This window comes from Hymenobacter bucti (genome assembly GCF_042681145.1).
Lineage (GTDB): Bacteria > Bacteroidota > Bacteroidia > Cytophagales > Hymenobacteraceae > Hymenobacter > Hymenobacter bucti.
In genome coordinates this window covers 640795-660745 of sequence record NZ_JBHUFD010000018.1, presented here as the reverse complement: position 1 = coordinate 660745, position 19951 = coordinate 640795, and the positions used below count along the sequence as shown (strand labels likewise).

Annotated in this window: 14 protein-coding genes; 5 read left to right on the top strand and 9 right to left on the bottom strand. The window is 64.8% G+C overall.

The window, feature by feature from the left end; genetic code table 11:
- Positions 1 to 2 precede the first annotated feature (2 nt).
- Positions 3 to 854: a universal stress protein gene (locus tag ACFSDX_RS21945; RefSeq protein WP_382317509.1), complete on the top strand. Its 852-nt coding sequence runs from the start codon at positions 3 to 5 to the stop codon at positions 852 to 854.
- A 255-nt stretch (positions 855 to 1109) separates the two neighbouring features.
- Here ACFSDX_RS21945 and ACFSDX_RS21940 read toward each other — a convergent pair whose 3' ends face one another.
- From ACFSDX_RS21940 to ACFSDX_RS21910, 7 genes are all read right to left on the bottom strand, one after another.
- Positions 1110 to 1505 (bottom strand): hypothetical protein, encoded by a 396-nt coding sequence (locus tag ACFSDX_RS21940; RefSeq protein ID WP_382317507.1) that lies wholly within the window; start codon positions 1503 to 1505, stop codon positions 1110 to 1112.
- A 166-nt stretch (positions 1506 to 1671) separates the two neighbouring features.
- Positions 1672 to 2085 (bottom strand): response regulator, encoded by a 414-nt coding sequence (locus tag ACFSDX_RS21935; protein WP_382317505.1) that lies wholly within the window; start codon positions 2083 to 2085, stop codon positions 1672 to 1674.
- 39 nt (positions 2086 to 2124) lie between these two features.
- Positions 2125 to 4668, bottom strand: a complete 2544-nt coding sequence (locus tag ACFSDX_RS21930; RefSeq protein ID WP_382317503.1) for a PAS domain-containing sensor histidine kinase — start codon at positions 4666 to 4668, stop codon at positions 2125 to 2127.
- 202 nt (positions 4669 to 4870) lie between these two features.
- Positions 4871 to 5104, bottom strand: coding sequence for a PID-CTERM protein-sorting domain-containing protein (locus ACFSDX_RS21925; protein WP_382317501.1), 234 nt, complete (start codon positions 5102 to 5104; stop codon positions 4871 to 4873).
- Between the two features lie 87 nt (positions 5105 to 5191).
- Complete coding sequence (locus ACFSDX_RS21920) at positions 5192 to 7903, bottom strand: ice-binding family protein (RefSeq protein WP_382317499.1); 2712 nt, start codon at positions 7901 to 7903, stop codon at positions 5192 to 5194.
- Between the two features lie 104 nt (positions 7904 to 8007).
- Positions 8008 to 8556 carry a helix-turn-helix domain-containing protein gene (locus tag ACFSDX_RS21915; protein ID WP_382317497.1) on the bottom strand — a complete coding sequence of 183 codons (549 nt, stop codon included), beginning with the start codon at positions 8554 to 8556 and terminating at the stop codon, positions 8008 to 8010.
- A gap of 229 nt (positions 8557 to 8785) precedes the next feature.
- Positions 8786 to 9160 carry a YbbN family protein gene (locus ACFSDX_RS21910; RefSeq protein WP_382317495.1) on the bottom strand — a complete coding sequence of 125 codons (375 nt, stop codon included), beginning with the start codon at positions 9158 to 9160 and terminating at the stop codon, positions 8786 to 8788.
- A gap of 197 nt (positions 9161 to 9357) precedes the next feature.
- Here ACFSDX_RS21910 and ACFSDX_RS21905 point away from each other — a divergent pair, with 197 nt between their 5' ends.
- The 4 genes from ACFSDX_RS21905 (at position 9358) to ACFSDX_RS21890 (ending at position 13382) form a co-directional block, all read left to right on the top strand.
- On the top strand, positions 9358 to 10971 hold the full coding sequence (locus tag ACFSDX_RS21905) for a sensor histidine kinase (RefSeq protein WP_382317493.1): 1614 nt from the start codon (positions 9358 to 9360) through the stop codon (positions 10969 to 10971).
- A 192-nt stretch (positions 10972 to 11163) separates the two neighbouring features.
- On the top strand, positions 11164 to 12216 hold the full coding sequence (locus tag ACFSDX_RS21900; RefSeq protein WP_382317492.1) for a response regulator: 1053 nt from the start codon (positions 11164 to 11166) through the stop codon (positions 12214 to 12216).
- A 131-nt stretch (positions 12217 to 12347) separates the two neighbouring features.
- Complete coding sequence (locus ACFSDX_RS21895; protein WP_382317490.1) at positions 12348 to 12488, top strand: hypothetical protein; 141 nt, start codon at positions 12348 to 12350, stop codon at positions 12486 to 12488.
- A gap of 213 nt (positions 12489 to 12701) precedes the next feature.
- Entirely contained in the window at positions 12702 to 13382 is a 681-nt protein-coding gene (locus ACFSDX_RS21890) for a porin family protein (protein ID WP_382317489.1), read from the top strand.
- Between the two features lie 62 nt (positions 13383 to 13444).
- Here ACFSDX_RS21890 and ACFSDX_RS21885 read toward each other — a convergent pair whose 3' ends face one another.
- Both ACFSDX_RS21885 and ACFSDX_RS21880 read right to left on the bottom strand, forming a co-directional pair.
- Positions 13445 to 16342 (bottom strand): glycoside hydrolase family 2 protein, encoded by a 2898-nt coding sequence (locus ACFSDX_RS21885; RefSeq protein ID WP_382317487.1) that lies wholly within the window; start codon positions 16340 to 16342, stop codon positions 13445 to 13447.
- Positions 16343 to 16489: 147 nt separating this feature from the next.
- Positions 16490 to 19846 carry a DUF5107 domain-containing protein gene (locus ACFSDX_RS21880; RefSeq protein ID WP_382317485.1) on the bottom strand — a complete coding sequence of 1119 codons (3357 nt, stop codon included), beginning with the start codon at positions 19844 to 19846 and terminating at the stop codon, positions 16490 to 16492.
- Between the last annotated feature and the right edge of the window lie 105 nt (positions 19847 to 19951).

Here is a 19951-nt window from a genome sequence, read left to right as displayed (position 1 = left end):
CCATGCCCCTCACCCTGATAGTATTCGCCGGCTTTTATGCCGCCGCCCGCCACGCCGTACGCTACGCCGATACCCTGGCCCAGGCAGTGGGTGGCAAGCTAGTGCTGCTGCACGTGAAGCGCGCCTCGCTTTTCGACCCCTACGAAGTGCTGTCCGAAGACTTGCGCCAGGCCGAGCTAGGCACCCAGCTCGACACCGCTGCCGCGCTCTACCGGCTCGCCGACGAGCTGCCCTCCCACCCCACCGTGGAGATAGCCCTCGACCTGCTGCCCATAGTGGCCCAAGACCAGGCCGACCAGCACCAGCCGGCGCTCTTCGTGCTGCCCCGGCCCGAGCCCTACTTCACCGATGCCGCCGGCCTGGCCCGCGATTGCGCCGAGCTGCTGCGCGCCGGCCACCACCCGCTGCTGGTGGTACCCGCCCACGGCCCAGCTAACCAGCTCCCACGCCGCATCCTCATCGCCGCCGATGCCGAAGCCTTCGCACTAGCCCGCCACGCCAAGCCGCTGCACCAGCTGCTGGCCCTGCCGGAAGCCACGCTGTTCTTGGCCCACGTATCGGACGGTGTGCGCGACGATGCCGACTGTGGGGCCGCCCTGCACGCCGTGCAAGTCAGTGGCCTACTCAAAGGCCTTGCCTCCCCCGAGCTAAGGGGCTATGAGTGCGACAATTATGAGCAGGGTGTCCTGAACGCCGTCCAAGACACCGAGGCTGACCTGCTGGTGGTATTTGCGCGTCAGCGCAGCTACCTAGGCGAGCTGTTTCACCACAGCGTCACGGCCCAGCTACTAGCGCGCTCGCCCGTACCGGTGCTGGTAGTGCCCACCGCCGCCGAGGTGGTACCGGCTCACTAGTCATGGCCCTAGGTAACCTAGCTCACGCCCCAGTGCCTGTTCCCTTAGATTAGGTGCGGGCCTTACACCCGCTCGCTTCCCTGCTCCCGGCCGTGCATTCCTTCCTCGCTTTACCGCCCGTTCTGCTACTGGTGACTGTGTCGCTCACCCACCCCTTTACGCTGGTTTCGCGCAGGGTAGCAGTGCGCTCATTGCCGGTTTTTAGGCAGCTAGCTACCAGCTTGAAGCCGGCACCCTGGTAGGGGCCGAGGCTTTTTAAACGACCCTTATTTTACCAGCTTGCTGCACCAGCCACTCGTTGGCCGCGCCTTCTTCATTGAAAAGGGCAACGTGGACGGACCGTTGCAGCTGCGCAACGTGCACTATATCTATTGCGTGGTCATCAACGCGCACCAAGTGAGTGGGCGACAGCAGGTAAGACAGAAAGGTTGGGCCGCCAAAATGGGCCGCCAGCGTGGGCATAAAGGTATCTAGCAGCCACTGCGCCGTTTCCGGGTCCTCGTTGTTGCGCCGCCGAATGTCCAGCAGCCAGAGCCGGGAGCCAAGGACCTGGGCCTCTGCAAATAAATATTGATAACTCGTCCGCATTTCGGCGGGGGTGACTTCGCCTAGCCACCGGCAAACCATCGTGCCCGTTTCGACGCGGTGCATACACTCCAAATAACCCGTTAGTCTCTTCATTAACGCTTTAAATTCTCTGATTCGGTTGAGGTTTTAGAATAAATAGCCAGTCCTTTTGACTAAGCATGCGTTGGAAATTGCATCCCCCTACCTAGGGTAGCCAGCGCAACGCAAACACTTCATTGTCTTGAACTTATTAGGCCGCCAGCTGGCGCTGAAAGTGCTCTTGCAGTAAGGCATCAATTTTGGCCCGCGTCAGGGGCTTTTGCAGCACGGCTATGTGGCGCAGGCCCCGCAGGCGTGCCAGGTCGTGGGGATGCGCGGAGGAAGTGAGAATGACCACGTAAATCGCTTGCGCCGGGGGCTGGGGCTGGTAAGCCGCCAAAAAATCGATGCCGCCCATGACGGGCATGTGGAGGTCAAGCAACACCAGCGCCGGACACGCCGCCCCCGCGGCGGCGCAGTGGTGGGCCAGTAGCGCCAGCGCTTCCTGCCCGTTGTGGGCTACCAGCACGTGGTCCGTAACCCCTAGCTGCTTGAGCAGGTGCGTATTTAAGTAGTTGGTGGACTCATCGTCGTCGACCAATAGAACACTGGAGAGCTTTTGCATGAGATGGCGAAAGGGAGGGCTAAAAATGGGAGTGTCGTCCTATTCTTTAGCTTTGCTCCTTGTTTCGTGGCTGGGCAGCGAGACGGTAAAGGTGGTGCCTTCCCCAATTTGGCTCTGCACGGCAATGGTGCCCCCGGCGTTTTCTACCAGGCGCTTGACCATGTAGAGGCCGATGCCCGTGCCGGCCACGTGGTCGTGCAGGCGCTGAAACAGGCCAAACAGCTGGCCTTGCTGGCCCTCCGTTAGCCCCAGCCCGTTGTCCTGGACTTCGAGCACCACGGTACCGCTGGTGCTGCGGCAGCGCAGCTCCACGATGGGCGGGCGGGCCGGGTGCCGGTACTTGAGCGCGTTGCTCAGCAAATTGTACACGATGCTGCGCAGGTTCTGCGGCGCAAACGACACGTGGGGGCACGCCGCCACCGTAACCGTGAGCTCAGCCCCGGTGGCGGCCAGGTCGGGGGCTAGGTCAAGGCGCAGGTCTTCTACTAGGGCGGCTAGGTCCACATTTTCAGCGGGTTGGGTATGAACCCGTTGCAGCAGGGCCACGTCGGTGAGCTGGGCGATGGTGAGCTGGAAGCGCTCCACGGACCGCTGCATCCGGTCGAGCAAAGGCTCGACCACCCCGGCGTGCAGGGCCTCGGCCGGCAGTTCCTCCCGCAGCGCCGCCAGCAAGCCCTCGATGTTGCCAATCGGCGTGCGCAGGTCGTGAGACGCCACGTAGATAAACGTGTCGAGGTCCGTGCTCGTGCGCAGTAGTTGCTGGCTGGTGCGGTCGCCTTCGAGGCGCAGCGCCTGCATCTGGCCGCGGGCCAGCACCTGTTCCGTCACGTCGTAGGCCAGGATGGAAAGACCGGCCGTCTGGCCGTTTTCCTGAAACGCCTGGTAGGTAAAAGTGAGATACGTTGTGGTGGGCGGGCCGCCGCCCGAAGGCGCCAGCACCAGCGGCATCTCCACACCAAAGTACGTTTCGCCCGTGCGGTACACCTGGTCGAGCAGGGCCACGTACCCCTGGGCCGCGGCCTCGGGCACGGCATCTACCAGCGAGCGGCCGCGCAGCTCGCGGCCCGGAAACAGCCGCTGGTAGGCCGGGTTTACGTACTCGATGCGGTGATTAGGCTCGCGCAGCAGGCAGATGGCGGCCGGGGTTTGCTCGAACACCTGGTGGAACGTAGCCCGCTCCTGGGCCTGGCGCTGGGCGGCGGCCAGCGCTTCGGCCTGCAAGGTATCGTTCTGGCGGCGGGCGAGCACCGCGTCCGTAACGTCGTAGGCGAAGAAGGAAACCCCCACGATGCGGCCCTGCTCCTGGTAGGCGTCGAAAGAGAACGTGAAATAGCGCGGGTGGGCGGGCCGCTCGGCAGACGGGGCCAGGGCCAATTCCTGCTCGACCCCCATGAAGGAGACGCCGGTGCGGTACACCTCGCCGAGCGCGGCAACCAGTTCCGGCGCGATGGCCCCGGCAAACACCTCGGCCAGGGGGCGGCCGGGCGGTAGGGGCTGGCCCGAAAAGAGCCGCTCAAAGGCGGGGTTGCAGTAGTCGAGCACCTGGGCCGCATCGCGCAGCACGCAAATGGCGGCGTGGGTCTTATTCAGGAAGCGCGTCAGGCTGGCGTGCTGCTGCTCGGCGGCGGCCCGGGCGCGGCGGGCATCGCGGGCGTGCACCCGCAGCGCCAGCGTGCGGCCCTCAATGCGCTCCTCCATCTCCCGGATGAGCAGGCGCAACTGCGCAGCCTGCACCTGCACTTGCTGGCGGGCCTGCTGGCGCACCTCCACCTGCTCGGTCACGTCGTAGCTAAAGTCCAGGACGCCGCAAATGCGGCCCTGGGCATCGCGCAAAGGGTAGTAGAACAGGTCTAGGTACACTAGCTGCAGCTGCCCGGTGCGGGTGAAGTCCAGCTTGACCGCTACGGCCTCGGCGTGGTACGGCTCCCCGGTTTTGTACACCCGGTCGAGCCGGGCCAACAGGTCTGGCTTGCCGGTTTCGGGCGGCGCCTCGCGCAGGGGGCGGCCGAGCAAGTCCGGACCCGAAAAGTAGCGCTGATAGCGCGGGTTGGCGAAGGCACAAACGTGGTCGGGGCCCTGGTAGGTGGCAACCTGGGCCGGCACCAGCAGCAGCACCTCGTCAGGGTACTGGCGCGGGGCATCCTCTTCGGCACGAGTGGTTGCTTCGGCGGCTTGGGTTGCGCGCCGGGCCAGCGCCGGGGAGCCGCCCGCCGGGCCGGTGGGGCCGGTGAAGCTCACGGCCAGCTGCGGGCCCTGGCGGCGGGCGGCCACCCGGAAGCCAGTATGCAAGCCGTCGGGCGGGTAGTTGCCCTCAAAAGTGCCGGCCTCGCCGGTCGCATACACGCGGCGGCAGAAGGCCAGCACTTCGGGGTCGTGGGCGGCAGGAAAACTAGCGAGGAAGCTGGTGTCGGGCCGCTCGGGCAAGCCCAGCATCCGCTGGCCGGCGGGGTTAAGGTAGTCGAAGGCAAAGTCTGTTAGTTCGTCGGGGCCGGGCCCGTAGAGCGGGCGCAGCAGAGCAAGGGCTGTGAGGGAGACGTTGAGCAGGGCCTGCAAAACATCGGCATCGGCCAGGGAAGTGGGCAACGGAGATTCAGAGGAAGGGATGAGCATGGCGGCGGCAGACGCGGCAAGGAAATAAAGTAGCCAGGAGTGCCGCCCTGGGAACTGCAAACGGGTGACGGGCCAACGGGTAGCCTTGCTGCCCACGGCCGCGAGCCCAACGCACACCAGCCGGCCCTTCCGAGCCGGAAGAGCCGGCTGGTGGCTTACCTAGGAACAAGGCGGATTAATTGGCGCGGCGGCGGGCGCGGAGTTTTTTTAGGCCGAAGGCCACCCCGCTCACCAGCAGCAGCGAGGCGCCCCCATCGAGGGGCACGGCCGTGGGGTCGGCCTGGGGCTGGGGTGGGCCGCCGGTGGCGCCGCCGTTGCCGGGGGCCTGGGCGTGGCTGACCAGGGCGGCCAGTAGCAGGCCCACCAGCAAGGCTGGGCGGCGCAACGAAAATAACAAAGAAGTAAACATTTAACAAGCAATAAGTAAGGCGAAGAGATGGGACTGCGGGGGCCGGTTGAGCGGCTGGCAAACCGCCTGCCCAACCGGCCCGTTGGCTTAGTGCAGGCTGAGGCGCTGGGCCGCTAGGCTGCCCACTTGCTGGCCTTGGGCATTCTGGGCGCGCAGGCGCACCAGGTATACCCCGCCGGCCAGGCCGGTAGTAGGCAAGCCGGTGCGCGCCGCACCCTGGCTTGCGGCCAGCGTGTAGCGGCCCATTACTTGACCTAGGGCATTAACCAGCGTGGCTTCCACGCTGCGCACCTCGGCCGGCAGGCCGGTTAGGGCCAGCGTGACTTCGCCCGGCGCGGCGGGGTTGGGGTAGAGCGTAGCCAGCGATTGGCTTAGCGCGGCGCTGGGCGCGGCAGCCAGGGGCGCGGCGGTGCCAAAAAGCAGCGAGAAGCGCCCGGTGCTCGGGGCATTGGCAGCTACGCTGAAGCTGTAGCTGGGCGTGGTGCCTAGGTTGGTGAGCGTGCCCGTGAGCGCATCGCGCAGCTGCACTGTGGTGCCGCCCGCCATCGTGGCAAAGTTGACCAGGGAAGTAGCCGTCAGGCTGTAGCTGCCGGCCGGCACGCTCAGCCATACGGGCACTACCTCGCCGGCCGTGGCCAGCGGCGCGCGGCCACTGATGCTCAGGCCCAGCTCGGGGGTGCCGGCGGTTACCTGGGCGGCCGTGCCTAGGTAGTAGCCGCTGGGGTTGGCCAGCTTATAGGCATCGAACTGGCCTTCGTAGCCAGCCGTAGCGCCTTGCTCATAGTACACGAAGGCCTCATCCTGGGCCGTAGCCACGGTGGCGGCCTGGGCCCCCAGGCCCAGGCTCAGGCGCAGTACGGGGCGCGTTTCGGCCATTTGGCGCTGAAACTTGGTGGCACCATCGAAGGTGGTGGCGCGGTTGGCATTGGTGAGGGCGATGCTGCCGGTGGTGCCGGCCGTGCTGGTGCGCACAAAAAAGGCCTGGCCGGTCGCAATCAGGCCGTTGCCGGCGCCTACGTTATTCGTGAAAGAGGTGTAGCGGCCCTGGTAAGCCTGGGTGCTCTGAAACACGTACACCGCCGCGTCAACGCCCGACAGCTGGCTGCTCCCCACGGTGCTCCAATCGAGCGGGGCGGGGTAAGGGTTGCCCACCAGCTGCCAGCCGGCTTCAGCTTGGCTACCGCGCTGCAACCCGCCAATAGTGAGGTCACCGTTGTTGAGCAGGCCCGTAAACTGCACTTTCTCGGCATTGCCAATCTGCACGGTATAGCCCTGCCCCACGGCGAGCGGGTCGGTGAGCGCGGCGGGCGACGCGTAGCCCTTATCAAACGCCGTCAGGTTGGTGCCCGTGGCAGCGTTGGCCAGCCGGCTCTGGTCGTAGCTGTATACCGAGGGGTAGGGCGTCACGCCGTTGGTTGTAATGGCCGTGTTATACAACGGATTAACCACCGGGCTGAAGCTGCCGCCGCGGGCGGTGGTGCTCAGGCTGGCCACTGTGGCATTGCTAACCGGCGCGCTGTAGTGGCGGTAGCCCGTGGTGCCGGTGTTGCCGCTGGCATCGAGGTAGCGCTGCACCGTCACTGGGCCCGTTACTTCGTTGCCGGCGCTCTGCACCACCAGGGCCGTGCCCAGCCCGTCAGATAGGAGCGTCAGCGGCTGGCCGTTGGTGCGCAGGCCGCCGCTGGCTAGGCCCAGCACGCCGTGCACGCTCAGGGCGCCGGTCTGGCTGGCCCCGGCGCTGTTGGCCACGCTCAGGTTCCAGAACTGCGTGCTGCCGCTGCCGCCCACGCCCTGCGCCACGGTGCCGCTCAAGGCAACCGTGCCGCCCGTGGCGCTGATGGTGCCGCTGTTGTCGATGGCATTGAGCACATTGAGCGTGCCGCCGCCCTGCGTGAGGCTGGCTGTGCTGCCAATAGTGAGGCTCTGGGCCACCGCGCTGCCGCTGCCAATCACGGGGTAAGGAGTAGTGCCGGTGGGCACAATGGCTTCTAGGGTGCTGGTAGGTACGCCATTAGACCAGTTGGCGGCCGTGTACCAGTCCGTGTTGAGGCCGCCATTGGCAGTACCCAGCCAGGCGGTCGACGTCACGGTTGGCAAGCTAAAGGTGCTGACGAAGGAGGGCGTCGAAGTCGGCAGAATGGACCCCGCCCGCGAAAGCCCCCGGCCTATCAGCGTCGTGCCTTCGGCCATGCTAATGGCGCCATCCACGAGCAAGGTGCCCTGCATGGTCGAGTTCTGACCTAGGTTAACGGCCCCGCCCGAAATCTGCCAATACACGTTGTCGGCGGTTGCGCCGCCGGCCAGCACCACCTTCGAGTTGGCAGCCGTAGTTAGCGCGCCCCCGCTTACCCGCAAGTAAAATTTTGCGTTCGCTACCCCGCCCGCATCCAGTATCAGCGTGCCGGCCAGCGTAGTTGCCCCGGTTACGCAGTAGGAGCCCGGCAGCAGCGTCACGGCCGGCGTGCCGCCGTAGATGGCCAGCGACGTAACGCAGGGGATGTTGGCCGAAAAGTAGCCGTAGGCAGTCTGCACATCGGTGGCCGCCTGCGTGGTAAAAGTGCTGGCCACCAGCGCGCTGCCAATGTTGATTACGCCCGGCGGAAACCCGCTGAAGGCGCCCGCATTGGTACCAATATTTCCGTTAACGATGGTAGGGCCGGCGTTGTTGACCGCGCCCACGGCCGTAAACAGCGCGAAGCTAGCGGCGGCGCCCAGCGGCGGCGGCGCTTGCCCCCACGCGGCCTGGGGCCCGTGCAGAAGCACCGCGGCCGTTGATACAAAGAGTAAGGAAAATTTCATGAATTAGAGATAGTTGACAGAATAAAATGTACCCTGCAAATCTCTGCCTTTTCCCACGCATGTATTTTACGCGATTATCCAAAAAAAATGCATTATTTCTACCTCTACAAATGCCGCATTTTATGCTTCAGCTGCTTGAAGAAAGTGGGCGTCAGCCCCGTCGTTTTTTTGAACTGTCCCGACAAGTGCGCTACACTGCAATAGTTGAGCTTATGCGCGATTTCCGTCAGGTTTAGCTCATCATAGAGCAGCAATTCCTTCACGCGCTCAACCCGATGATTGATGATTGACTGCTCAATCGTGACGCCAGTAGCCTCCGAAAACAGCGTAGACAAGTACTTGTAATCGCGGCTCAGCTGCTGACTTATATACTCAGAATTCTTCATTTTAGGCAGACTATCAGCCTGATGCACCATTTTTTGGATAACTTCTTTTATCCGCTCTATCACTTTGCCGTGGCTTCGGTCGAGTAGCTCTACGCCTAGCTGCTGTAGCTCATCCTTGAGTTGGTCCTGCTGCTGCGGCGTGATGCCCTTTTTGAATACCAGCTCTCCCAAATCCACTGTGCCGTGGTAGAGGCCTAGCTTATCAAGCTTGTCTTGCACGGCCATTTTACAGCGAACGCTGACCATGTATTTTATGTACAACTTCATCTTTAAATCTTACCAAAATACCATTATAATAGGGCAAAGGTAACGAGCTATTTCCTGTATGAGGCAGCCTGCTTGGCACTGGCGTGTTCTTCCATACGCTGGCGGATGGGGAAGCATTTCTACACTCGCGCGCAAGGCTCAAATAGTCAGATTTTTACCGCCGCCAAGCTTTTGCCCCGGCCTGGTGCAACAGCCGCCAGCCGCCCTGCGGGGCCGCGCGGCCCTGGCCCTAGGGGCCTGGTTGCCGGCCGGTCGGCCGGCCGGCGGCGGGCGCACTGGCCAGCTCGCTCAGCAGCAGCGACGCCAGCAGGGCACCATCGGGCAGGCCTTGCTGGCGATACAGTTCCGCACCGTCGCGCAGCAGCACAAAGGCGGGCACGCCCCGGCCGTCGAAGGCGCGCACCACGGCGGGGTGGCTGGCTTCGTCTACCCTTAGCACCCGGATGGCGGTGCCCAACTCGGCCTGCAAGTCTTGCAGCAGCAGATTGGTAGCCGTGCGCGCCTGCGGCGTTTCCTGCTGGGGGCCGGGGCCCACGGTGGGTAGCAGCACGAGCAACATGGCCGCATGAGCAGGCAGCAGCGGGACTATGGCGGAAGGAAACATGGGCTAGAGGGAAAGGTGATTTACACCGCGGCCGGCCCGGGGCGAGCCAGAAATAAGTAGCCGCAAAATTACCGGCAGCCCCTGCCGGCCCGTATGATAGATATCAGGAAGCCGGGTTGACGTTTGTCAAGTCCAGTTGCTAAGGGCCGCGCGTGCCTGCTGTCCCTCGGGGCCTCCGCGCGGTTGGTCCGCTGCCTATGCCCCTGCTCCCGGATGCCTATTCGGCCGTGATGGCCGACTTGCTGTACACTCATTCGGGCGAAATGCTGGGCATCTACGACCTGGCCCTAGGGTGGTTCACGCACGTGAACCCGGCCGGGGTGCGCCTGCTGGCCTACCCTTCCAAAGAAGCTTTTCTGGCCGACCCCAACCACTCGCTGCGCGTGCCGCCCTGGACGCCCGCCCAGTGGCAGCACCTGTGCGACCTCACCCGCCGCGAGGGCCACCACGAGCTGAAGGCCGACGTGCGCCGCCACGTGGGCGAGCCGTTTCGAGCCTACGTGAAGCTGACGTATTGCGAGCTGGCCGGTAAGCCCCTGCTGCTGGTCAACATCACCGAGCACAACCGCTTGCAGCAGGCAGAGCGCGCGCTGGCCCACAGCGTGCGCCGCTTCGAGGCCGTGTTTGCCAATGCTACCCTAGGCATCGTCGTCTGCGACGAGCCGGGGCGCATGGTATCGGTGAATGCGCAGGCCGGGCAGCTCTTTGGCTACGCGCCGGCCGAGCTACTGGGCCAGCCGATAGAACTGCTGGTGCCCGATGCCGCCGGCCGCCAGCACGTGCAGCAGCGCGCGGCCTACAACGCCGACCCGCAGGTGCGTAGCATGGGCCATAGCGACCGCCCGCTGGCCGGCCAGCGCCGCGACGGCACCGTGTTTCCGGTGGAGGCTAGCCTGAGCTATTTCTACCTCGATGAGGAGCTCTACGGGGTGGCTTACATCCTGGACCTGAGCGCCAAGCAGGCCGCCGAGCAGGAGCTGCTGGCCCAGCACGAGCGCGTGGCCCGCCTCAACGCCGAGCTGGAGCAGCGGGTAGTAGACCGCACCAATGCCCTGCTGCTGACCCTGGAGCAGCTTGAAAAGCGCGGCGATGAGCTGGCCCTGGCCCTGCAAGCCGAGCAGCAGCTAGGCGAGCTCAAGTCGCGCTTCGTGAGCATGGCCTCGCACGAGTTTCGCACCCCGCTCACGGCCATGCTCTCCTCGGCCGACCTCATTGAGGAGTTTCCTGGCGCGCACCAGCAGCCCCAGCGCCTCAAGCACGTGAACCACATCCGCACCTCGGTGCAGCACCTGAACACCATTCTGGAGGAGTTTCTATCGGTGGGCCGCATCGAGGAAGGCAAAATCGAGGCGCGCCCGGCCAACCTCAACCTCGATGACCTGGTGCGCGACACCGTGGCCGACGTGCAGAGCTTGCTCAAAACTGGCCAAACTATCGACTGGCAGGTGGAGTGCCCCGTACCGGTGCGGCTGGACGCTTCGCTGCTGCGCAAAATCCTGATGAACCTGCTCTCCAACGCCCTCAAATACTCGGGCGAGCACTCGGTTATTACCGTGCGGGCCGGCTGCGTACCCGAGGAGCTGACCATCACGGTGCAGGACCAGGGCATCGGTATTTCGCCGGAAGACCAGAATCACCTGTTCGAGCAGTTTTTCCGGGCACCCAGCGTCATCACCGAGCCGGGCACCGGCCTAGGGCTCTACATCATCGCCAAATATCTGGAGCTGATGGGCGGCACCATCGACCTGCAAAGCGCTCCCGGCGCTGGCACCACCGTCACCATCGCGCTGCCTCTTACTACGCCCGATTAGGGGTAGGCTAGCCAGAAAACGACCGCTGTAAAGCATCGGCATGCTCATCTGACGTCCGCAGGGCGCAGCGCAGTCGAAGCAGCTCTACTGCCCCATCCGCAACCGTTCAACGAAGCAGTAGAGCTGCTTCGTTGAACGGTTGCGCTGCGCGGACGCCAGATGAGCATGACGGCTAACCACTCCCCTCCCCCCATGCCCACTATCCTGCTTATTGAAGACCACCAGATTATTCGCGAGAACACGGCCCAGCTGCTGGAGCTGGCCGGCTACGCAACGCTGCTGGCCGAAAATGGCGAGCTGGGCGTGCAGCTAGCCCTGGCCACCCGGCCCGACCTCGTTATCTGCGACATCATGATGCCGGTGCTCGACGGCTACGGCGTGCTCCAGATTTTCAACCAGCACCCGCAGCTCACGGGCATTCCTTTCATCTTCCTCACTGCCAAAACCGAGCGCACCGACCAGCGCCTGGGCATGGCCCTAGGGGCCGACGACTACCTCACCAAGCCCTTCGTGAAGGCCGAGTTGCTGAGCGCCGTGCAGGGTCGCCTCAGCCGCTTTCAGCACCTCAAGCCTACTTACGAACCCACGCCCAGCGGCCTGGGCCACTTTCTGGACGACGCGCAGAAAACGGGTGACTTAGCCAGCCTCTCGCTCGACCGCAAAGCTCACCTGATTCGCAAAAAGCAGGATATTTACCTGGAGGGCGACGAGGCCACGCGGCTATACTTTGTGCAGAGCGGGCGGGTAAAAACCGTGAAAACCACCGACGGCGGCAAGGAGCTGCTGGTGGGCCTGCACGGCCCCGGCGACTTTTTTGGCTACCTGCCGCTACTCGAAAACACGCCCCACCGCGACTCGGCCATGGCCGTGGACGAAGCCGAGCTGCTCTACATTCCGAAGGATGATTTTACGGAGCTGCTGCTGTGCAACCCCGCCGTGGGCCAGCAGTTTGTGCGCCTGCTGGCGGGCCAGGTGAGCGGGCAGGCCGAGCAGTTGCTGGCCCTGGCCTACAACTCCATCCGGCGGCGCGTGGCCGACACGCTGGTGCAGCTGCACGCGCAGGCCGGCGGCACGGCCGAGGCCACCATTCAGCTCACCCGCGACGACATGGCCGCCATGGTGGGCACCGCCCCCGAATCACTGAGCCGCACGCTCAACGAGTTTAAGCAGGACGGCCTGGTTGAGCTGGCTCCGAATACCATTCGGGTGCTGGCACCCGAGAAATTGCGCCGGGCGCGTTGGTAGCCCACCAAGGTAGGCCCCCTGCTCGCCGCCTGGGCAGGCAGTTTACGAAGCTCATCCCCAGGGGATGAGCTTTTGCACTTCCGGGGATTTGGGAGGCTGGCACCTTTGATTCGTTGCTTCGGGGGCAGCTGATGGGCCTCTTGTCGAGGCCTCTGCCCCGCCCGGTCTGGCCCCGGCAGCTTCGCAGATACGAGCCGATGAATCTAAAAATCCTGTTGCTGCTGTTCATCGTGATTCTAGGGTCGGGGGCGCACGCGCTGGCCGAGGCCTAGGTGCCACCGCTTCCCTGCGTGGCCATGCCGCGGCAGTATCCGCTGCCCCGGCAGGTGATGTGGCGCCGATAGGTGACGTGGCGCCGGTTCTAGAGCTGGTACCGGGCCAGCTACGCCCAGGGCCCGGCCCGCCGGCGACAGGTCCGGGTAGCCGGCTATGCAACCCTTGCGAAGCGTAGTGGCTCTTCCGGTTGTCTATCTTCCCTTTTCATCATGCAACGAGCACTATTTTTACTCGGCGGCGGCCTGCTACTGGCCAGCTCCGCCCACGCTCAGCTAGGCGTGCGGGCGGGGGGTAACACGGCCACCTTCACCAAGGGAACGCGCCTGAGCGATGAAAACCCAGCCACGCGCCGGCTGGCGGGCTACCAAGTTGGGCTCTACTACCAGGTGCCGCTTACCAAGCACCTAGCGCTCGTTCCCGAAGTCCAGTTCAGCCGCGAGCGCTTCTCCGTCAGTTACACGCCGTTCACCCCTCCTGGTATTATCTACTTCGAAGGGCCGCCCCACAGCGAGTACGACCAGTCGCTGTCGTATCTGAACCTGCCCGTCTTACTACGGGCCAGCGCAGGGGCATTTTACCTCGAAGCCGGGCCGCAGGTTAGCTTACTAGTGGGGGGCCGCGCCAAAGATATTCCTTACGCAAACGGTACCATTAACAACTCCATCCACGTTGACCAAGCGGCTACCAGCAGCTACCGCCGCTTCGACGCCGGGCCCTGCGTAGGCGTTGGCGTCAAGCTGCCCGCCGGCCTGGAGGTAGGGCTACGCGCCTACTGGGGCCTCACCAAGCTCACGGCCGACGAGGACTATTCGATGGTTAGCCGAACATACACCGGCTTTCAGCGCCGCCAATCGCTACAAGCCTCCCTTACTTATCAGCTACCCGGCTAGCAGTAGTGTGGCAGTTTTCTTGTCTGAAAGCTTTTTCTCCCAAAAACAACCTAGGGTAATGGCTACTTAAACAAGCCCGCAATGCGCTGCGGCGCCACGGGCGTGGCTGGCTGAAAGCGGGGGCTGGCCATGTACTGCTCCAGGCTGGTGCGCAGCTGCCGGGCCTCGGGCCGGGTGGCGGCGTCGCCGACCAAGTCGATGGCCGAGAACAGGAGCTTGCCCCGGCCCACCCGGCACTCAAATATTAGCCCTAGGGACTGGGCCGTGACCCAGTCGTCGATGACGCGCACGATGGGCTGCAGGCCGGGCGCCACCGCCTCGAGCCGGATGGGGCTGGCGTGACTCATGGCATCCCACCACTGCCAGTTGCTGTGGTAGGCGGTGGGGAAGCCTTGCAGCGCGGGGTGCCGGGGGTTGCAGAGGATGCCGAGCGTGGTGGGGGCCTGCCCGCTGGTCCAGGCGGTGTTCCAGAAAATGCTGGAAAAGCCCATGGCCACGTTACCGCCCGCCGCGGCGCTGATGCTGCCCTTGGCAGCCGTGAGCAGCACGCTGCCGCCGCTTGCGAGCTTATCCAAGGCTTGCTTATCGAGCCGCTGCGTCACCAGAATCTGCTTACTAGCGGCAGGCTGGGCGCTGGGGTACACGAAGAAATCCCAGGAGTTTTCGAAAGCACCCACGGCCACGCGCAGCCGCAGTTGACGGGCCCGCGCCACGCTACCTAGGGATTGCCGGATTTCGCCCAGCACCTGGCCGTTGCCCAGCACGATGGCGCGGGCCGGCAACGTGCCGCTGAACAGGCGCTGCCCCTGCGCATCCTCGATAATCCAGGTGGGGGTTACGCTAGCCAAAGGCGCGGCGCCGAAGTGGGCGATTTCGACGGGCACCGTCAGGGTTTCCGAGTTGAGGTACACCATTTTGGGGAAGCGGGCCAGCGGCACGGTGGGGCTGCAAAAGCGCCGGTACTCGGGGCCGGTTACGTAGCCTTTGTCTTCCCAAAACGGGCTCAGCACGCCCACCAGCGCCGTGCCCTGGCCCGGAAAGTCGTAGAGGCCCAGCAACTGAAAGCCGCCGAAGCCGGGCGTACGCAGCGCCGCCTCAATGTCGGCCTTGTAGCAGAGCACTTGCAGCTTGCCCGAGGCCAGCAAAAAGCTATCGGCCAAACCCGCGAGGTGGCTGGCGGCCAGCCGGTCACGGAAAATCTCGAAGTTCTTGGCCTTCAGCACGCCGTCGTACTTCGCGATTTCCTTGAAGTCGGGGTACACGCACCACTGGCCGATTTCGTGGCTCACGGTGGGGTGCTGCCACTTGGCCGTGGTGGCGCGCCAGTCGTAGTCCGAGCGGGGCGGCTGGCCGTTTATGATGCTCTTGAGGCCCTGGCCCCAGGCCTGGATGCGCGGGTCGGGCGTGACGTTGTAGTTGTCGTCGGCCACGATGGGCCAGCCCGAGGCCACGGTGTAGAGCCGGCGCGCGTCGGTGGCCTTCCAGTAGTTGAGAAACTTGGTGAGGTAAGGAATGTGCTGCTTGCCGGCGGGCTCGTTGCCGTAGGTCATCATACAAAACGAGGGGTGGTTGCCGTAGGCGCGCACCATGCGCCGGCTCTCGGCGTAGAGGTAGGCGTCGAGCGGCAGGCCGTCGCCCACGGTGGCGCCCTGGTTGGCCCACGACGAGCACTCAATCTGCAAATACATCCCCGCCTGGTCGGCGGCCGCAAAGGCCGCTTCGGGCGGGCACCAGGAATGAAAGCGCAGGTGGTTAAGCCCATACGATTTGCAGATGGCAAAAATGCGCTGCCAGGCGGCCACGTCGGTCGGCGGGTAGCCGGTCTTAGGGAAGCTGGCGCACTCCAGCGTACCCCGCAAAAAAGTGGGCTGGCCGTTGATGGTAAACTGGGTGCCCCGCACGCCAAATTCGCGCATCCCGAAGGCCACCTGCTGGGTTTCCGGCTGGCTTTTGCCGGCGCTTAGCGTAAGGGCCAGCTGGTACACGTTGGGCGTAAACTCGCTCCACAATTGCGGCTGGGCGCCCATCGGGTAAGTGATTTCCAGGGCGGTGGTGTCGGGGTTGAGGCGCACTTTTTGGGTGAGAGCGGGCAGCGCGGCGGCGCCCGGCGCGCGCAGGGTGGCTTGCAGCCCTAGGGTAGCTGCCACGGCCTTGCCGGTGGTGTTGCGCAGCCGCAGCCGCACGACCACCTGCTTGCGCTGAATGTTGGGAAAGAGCTGGGCATCGGCCACGTACACTACCGGGCGGGCGGCCAGGTAGAGCTGCCCCACTAGGCCGTTCCAGTTGCCCTGGGTGTGGTCGGAAATGCTGTGCGAATTCTGTCCCACGTTGAAGTCCTTCACCCGGTTATCGACCCGCACCGTGAGGCGGTGCCGGCCGGGCGTGGCCCCGCGGCCCAGCATGACCACGTGGGCCGTGCCCAGGCTGTTTTGGGTACCTAGGGGCTGGTCGTCGAGCCAGACGGTGGTTTCCCAGTGCGCCCGCTCCAGGTACAGCTCAATGGGCCGCCCAGCCCAGGCGGCCGGAATGTCGATGGTTTTCTGGTACCAGGCCGCGCCCTTGTAGTACTTCACGGGCTGGAGCCAGAAGGGAATTTTGATGTCGCCCGGCCGCCGGTACGCTGCGTACTCGGGCTTGAAAAACCAGGAGGAATCCACAATCTGCCCGGTCCAGGGCGTGTTCACCCGAATTTCGTCGCCCTTGCCGTTGCTCGTCATCGAGCCCGGCAGGGTGATTTTATCGGCCAAATCGCGCGCAAACCAGCGCTGCGCGCCGCCTCGGTCAAGCGAATCGATGGCAAAGCGCCACTCACCCGCCAGGTCGAGGCGCTCGCTTGGCGCGCCCAGGCTATGCACCGCCTGGGCACGGACGGCCCCGGCCGCCGCCAGCCACACGAGTAGCAAAAGCAAGCCCCGGCCGGTGCGGAGGAAGGCGGAAGTGGTAGTAGAGCGGCGTATCATAGGATGAAGCTGGGTGGGATTCTGAGAAATGGAATGCGTTGGTCATGCAGAGCGCAGCGAAGCATCTCGCGTGGTGCAGTAACTCTTTGCGCAAGCAACGGTAGCAAGCGCGATGCTTCGCTGCGCTCTGCATGACGGACGACCTACCTAGGCCGGCAGCGCGGCGACGCTGGGCTGCCGCAGCAGCCGCAAGTGAGTGTGAGCCCCGGCGTGGCGGCCATCCTCGTGCAGCACGGCCGCCAGGGCGGCTTCAGCTTCGGGCAGCTGGCCTAGCCCTAGGTAGCCCAGCCCCATGAGGTAGCGGCAGTGCAGGGCGTTGCGCCGACTCAGGTCGTCCTCGAATATCAGTAAATCAGGCAGCGACACGGCGAAGTAATCGAGCTTCACCTCGTCGGGTAGGTGCTGCCGACCGTATTCCAGCAGGCGCGTGAAGATGACCTGGCTTTGCTCGGGCGAACCGAGCTTGCCCCAGGCCAGGCCCTGGTAGAAAATCTGGTCGGGCGGAGCGTCGTTGTAGAAGAGCGCCGCCGTGGGCTCGCTGTTGCCGGCCGTGGCCCGCTGCCAGGCCTGGCGGGCCGCCTGGGGCTGCCCTAGGGCCGCGTGGGCGCAGCCGAGCCAGTAGTGCAGCTCATTTTCGGGGGCGCCGGGCAGCTTGCCTTCGCCCAGCTTGGGCGGGTAGCTGGGGGCCAGCGCCTGGGTGAGGCGGGCCACGGCGGCGGACGGCTGGCCGGCGTGCAGGTCGGCTTTAGCCAGCTCGGTGAGGCTGCGCAGGTACTCGCCCGAAACCTTGCCTTCGCCGCCTTCCCAGGGGTGAAACTGCCGGGCTGACAGCAGCGCGTAGGCCCGCCCCGACTGGCCGAGCTGGTTAAGCAAAGCCACGCGCTCGAGGTACAGGTCGTCGCGAAACTCGACCAGGGCCGGGTGCGCTTCCAGCAGCGCCAGCTGGTCGGCCAGCGGCTGGTTCAGGCGGCGGTAGAGCTGGGAGAGCTCCAGCAGCACGCGGGCGTCGGTGGGGTCGAGGGCGAAGGCTTTTTCAAAGCAGGCCAGCGCCTTGTCGGGCGCCTGGCGCTTGTTGAAGTAGGCCAGGCCCAGGTTGCGCAGCGCGGTCGGAAAGGCGGGGTCGCGGGCGGCGGCCAGCTCCCAGGCGGCAATCGCCTCATCGTACTGCCGCTTGTCGTACCAGAGGTTGCCGAGCAGATAGTGCGCCTGGGCATCGACCGGGTTGAGGTCAGCGGCCAGCTGCAAGGCCGCGATGTCTTCGAGCCGATTGGGGAAAAACGGGGCCAGCGGCGTGGCCGCGCCCTGCCGGGCGTAGGCCAGCGCCTGGGTTTCGTTGCCCAGCTGCCGGCTGAAATGCGCCAGGTAGTAGGCCACCAGCGGGCCGGGCGCGGCGGCACCTAGGGCCAGCGTCAGCAGCTCGGTGGCTTCGGCGTAGCGGCCCATGGCGCCGTAGTCGAGGGCGTATTCGAGGTAGTTGTGGGCTTCACCGCGGGCCAGCGTTTGCAGCTGAGTCAGGCTTAGTGCGGCGGCTTCGGGCCGCCCAGCGGCGCGGTGCGCCAGCGCCTGCTCAAACAGCGCGCCTAGGTTGAAGCCGTCGCGGCGCAGGGCTTCGGCGGCGGTGGCGAGGGCCGCCTCGGGCTGGCCCAGCAGGCGCTGGGCGGCGGCCTGCACCACGTAGGCTTTGCCGTTACGGGCGTTGCGGTCCAGGGCCCAGCCGATGTGCTCCAGGGCCAGCGCGTAGTGCCCCCGCGCCACGTCGAGCTGGGCCACCGCGAAGTAGGCGCTGTCCTGCCAGCCGCTGTTCCAGGTCGCCTTAAAAAAGGCGTCGTAGGCCTCGTCGGGCCGGTTTTGGTGCTTCAGACTAAGCCCCAGGTTGTAGTAGGGCTCGCCGTCGTAGGGATTGGGGTTGCGCTGGGTGAGGGTGGCCACGGCTCGCCGGAAATACGGCTCGCTGCGGGCGAACTGGCCCCGGCGCAAATACCACGCCCCCAGGGCGTTGTTGCTGCGCGCATCCTGCGGGTCGCGGCGCAGGGCCTCCTCGTAGTAGGGCACGGGGCTGTAAGTGGCGTGGCGGTACTGCTCGAGGTGCTGGCCGGTGAGGAATAGCTGCTCGGTGTTTTCCACGGCCTGAGGCTCCGGGGCTGGGCGGGCGGCCTGGGGCACGTCGTTTTGCTTGTTCGCGGCGGGCGCGTAGCGCAGCAGCTCCCGGCCCTGGGCATCGTGCACGAGCAGCAGCCAGTCGAGTTCGGTAGTGCCGGCGGGCAGCGCCGCGCGCTGGGCAAAGCCTTGTTCGGGCGCCAGGTCGCGGGTTTCGTCGAGCACCGGCTGGCCGGCCACCAGCAGCCGCACCCGGCAGCCGGGCTGGGCCGAGGTCACGAATACCTGCACCTCGGCCGCGCCGGGGCCGGCGGCCTCCACGTTCACCAGCACGTCTTTGGTGGCGTTTTTGACCACCCCTAGGGCCTGGTAGGGCAGGAAATATTGGGTAAACGACTTCTCCTCGTAGGGCATCAGCCAGCTGAAATCGGGCTGGTTATCGGTGAACATCCCCGTCATCAGCTCGATGTAGGGGCCGTCCTCATCAGTGAGGTTGCGGTCCCAGGCCCGGCCGAAGTCGCCGTGGCCCCAGGTCCACTGCTTTTTGCCGGGCGAGACGTGGTGGTCGGCCACGTGCAGCAGCCCCGCCTGCGTGTCGTGCTCGTAGCCGCCCACGAAATCGTACTCCGAGTTGATGGCCATATACGACGTGGGCACCGGGATATTCCGGTAGCGCGAAATGTCGGTGCCCGGCGCGTAATCGACCTTATAATAAGTACCCGTGGCAATAGGAAACGTGGAAACGTCGCGCTTGCCGTGGTCGAACACGGCGTTGACATCGGGCGGAAACACCGACTGGTAATCGTCGTTGACGCGCACCGCCGGGTTGGCCCACCACAAAAACGTCTGGGGCAGCGCGGTCCGGTTGTAGAGCTGGGCCTTGATTTCGAGGTAGGCGCGGTCGGGGTGCAGCGTGAAGCCGGTCAGGCCCTTGGTCCGAAACATGCGCTCGACTTCGTTTATCCACACCGTGGCGCTGCCGTCGGCGTGCTGCTCCAGCCGAAAATCGACCGGCTCAAACGTGCTGGGGCGGTGGTGCTGCGGCCAGTTGAACTCGATGCCGCCCGAAATCCAGGGGCCCGTGAGGCCCACCAGCGCGGGCTTAATCACCTGGTTGTAATACACAAAATGGCGCTGCTTGAGCTTGTCGTAGGCCATTTGCACCCGGCCGCCCAGCTCGGGCAGAATCATGATTTTCAAGTACTTGTTTTCCAGAAACAAGCCCACGTACTCCTGGTCGTGCTTCTCGTCGTAAATCTTGTCGATGACCGGGTGCGGGTACACCACGCCGCTGCTGCCCTGATACACCCGCTTCTCAAAGAACATCGGGTTCTTGTCGGGCTCCCCTACTCCGTAGGTCGGGATGGTCACCGTTTCCTGCCACACGGCTACTGACGAAGGCTGCATAAGAGGTTGGTTAGCATGTAATAATGTTGATTACTTGGGTACTAGTTCGCCGGGCGTGTCACCTCACCCCCTAGCCCCCTCTCTTTGGGGAGAGGGGGGACTAGA

Excerpts from the sequence above, each read along its gene's own strand:
- ACFSDX_RS21880 (WP_382317485.1), bottom strand. The coding sequence starts at position 19,846 with ATGCAGCCTTCGTCAGTAGCCGTGTGGCAGGAAACGGTGACCATCCCG.
- ACFSDX_RS21895 (WP_382317490.1), top strand. The coding sequence starts at position 12,348 with ATGGGCCTCTTGTCGAGGCCTCTGCCCCGCCCGGTCTGGCCCCGGCAG.
- ACFSDX_RS21905 (WP_382317493.1), top strand. The coding sequence starts at position 9,358 with ATGCCCCTGCTCCCGGATGCCTATTCGGCCGTGATGGCCGACTTGCTG.
- ACFSDX_RS21890 (WP_382317489.1), top strand. The coding sequence starts at position 12,702 with ATGCAACGAGCACTATTTTTACTCGGCGGCGGCCTGCTACTGGCCAGC.
- ACFSDX_RS21940 (WP_382317507.1), bottom strand. The coding sequence starts at position 1,505 with ATGCACCGCGTCGAAACGGGCACGATGGTTTGCCGGTGGCTAGGCGAA.
- ACFSDX_RS21900 (WP_382317492.1), top strand. The coding sequence starts at position 11,164 with ATGCCCACTATCCTGCTTATTGAAGACCACCAGATTATTCGCGAGAAC.
- ACFSDX_RS21910 (WP_382317495.1), bottom strand. The coding sequence starts at position 9,160 with ATGTTTCCTTCCGCCATAGTCCCGCTGCTGCCTGCTCATGCGGCCATG.
- ACFSDX_RS21945 (WP_382317509.1), top strand. The coding sequence starts at position 3 with ATGCCCCTCACCCTGATAGTATTCGCCGGCTTTTATGCCGCCGCCCGC.
- ACFSDX_RS21920 (WP_382317499.1), bottom strand. The coding sequence starts at position 7,903 with ATGAAATTTTCCTTACTCTTTGTATCAACGGCCGCGGTGCTTCTGCAC.
- ACFSDX_RS21915 (WP_382317497.1), bottom strand. The coding sequence starts at position 8,556 with ATGAAGTTGTACATAAAATACATGGTCAGCGTTCGCTGTAAAATGGCC.
- ACFSDX_RS21885 (WP_382317487.1), bottom strand. The coding sequence starts at position 16,342 with ATGATACGCCGCTCTACTACCACTTCCGCCTTCCTCCGCACCGGCCGG.
- ACFSDX_RS21925 (WP_382317501.1), bottom strand. The coding sequence starts at position 5,104 with ATGTTTACTTCTTTGTTATTTTCGTTGCGCCGCCCAGCCTTGCTGGTG.
- ACFSDX_RS21935 (WP_382317505.1), bottom strand. The coding sequence starts at position 2,085 with ATGCAAAAGCTCTCCAGTGTTCTATTGGTCGACGACGATGAGTCCACC.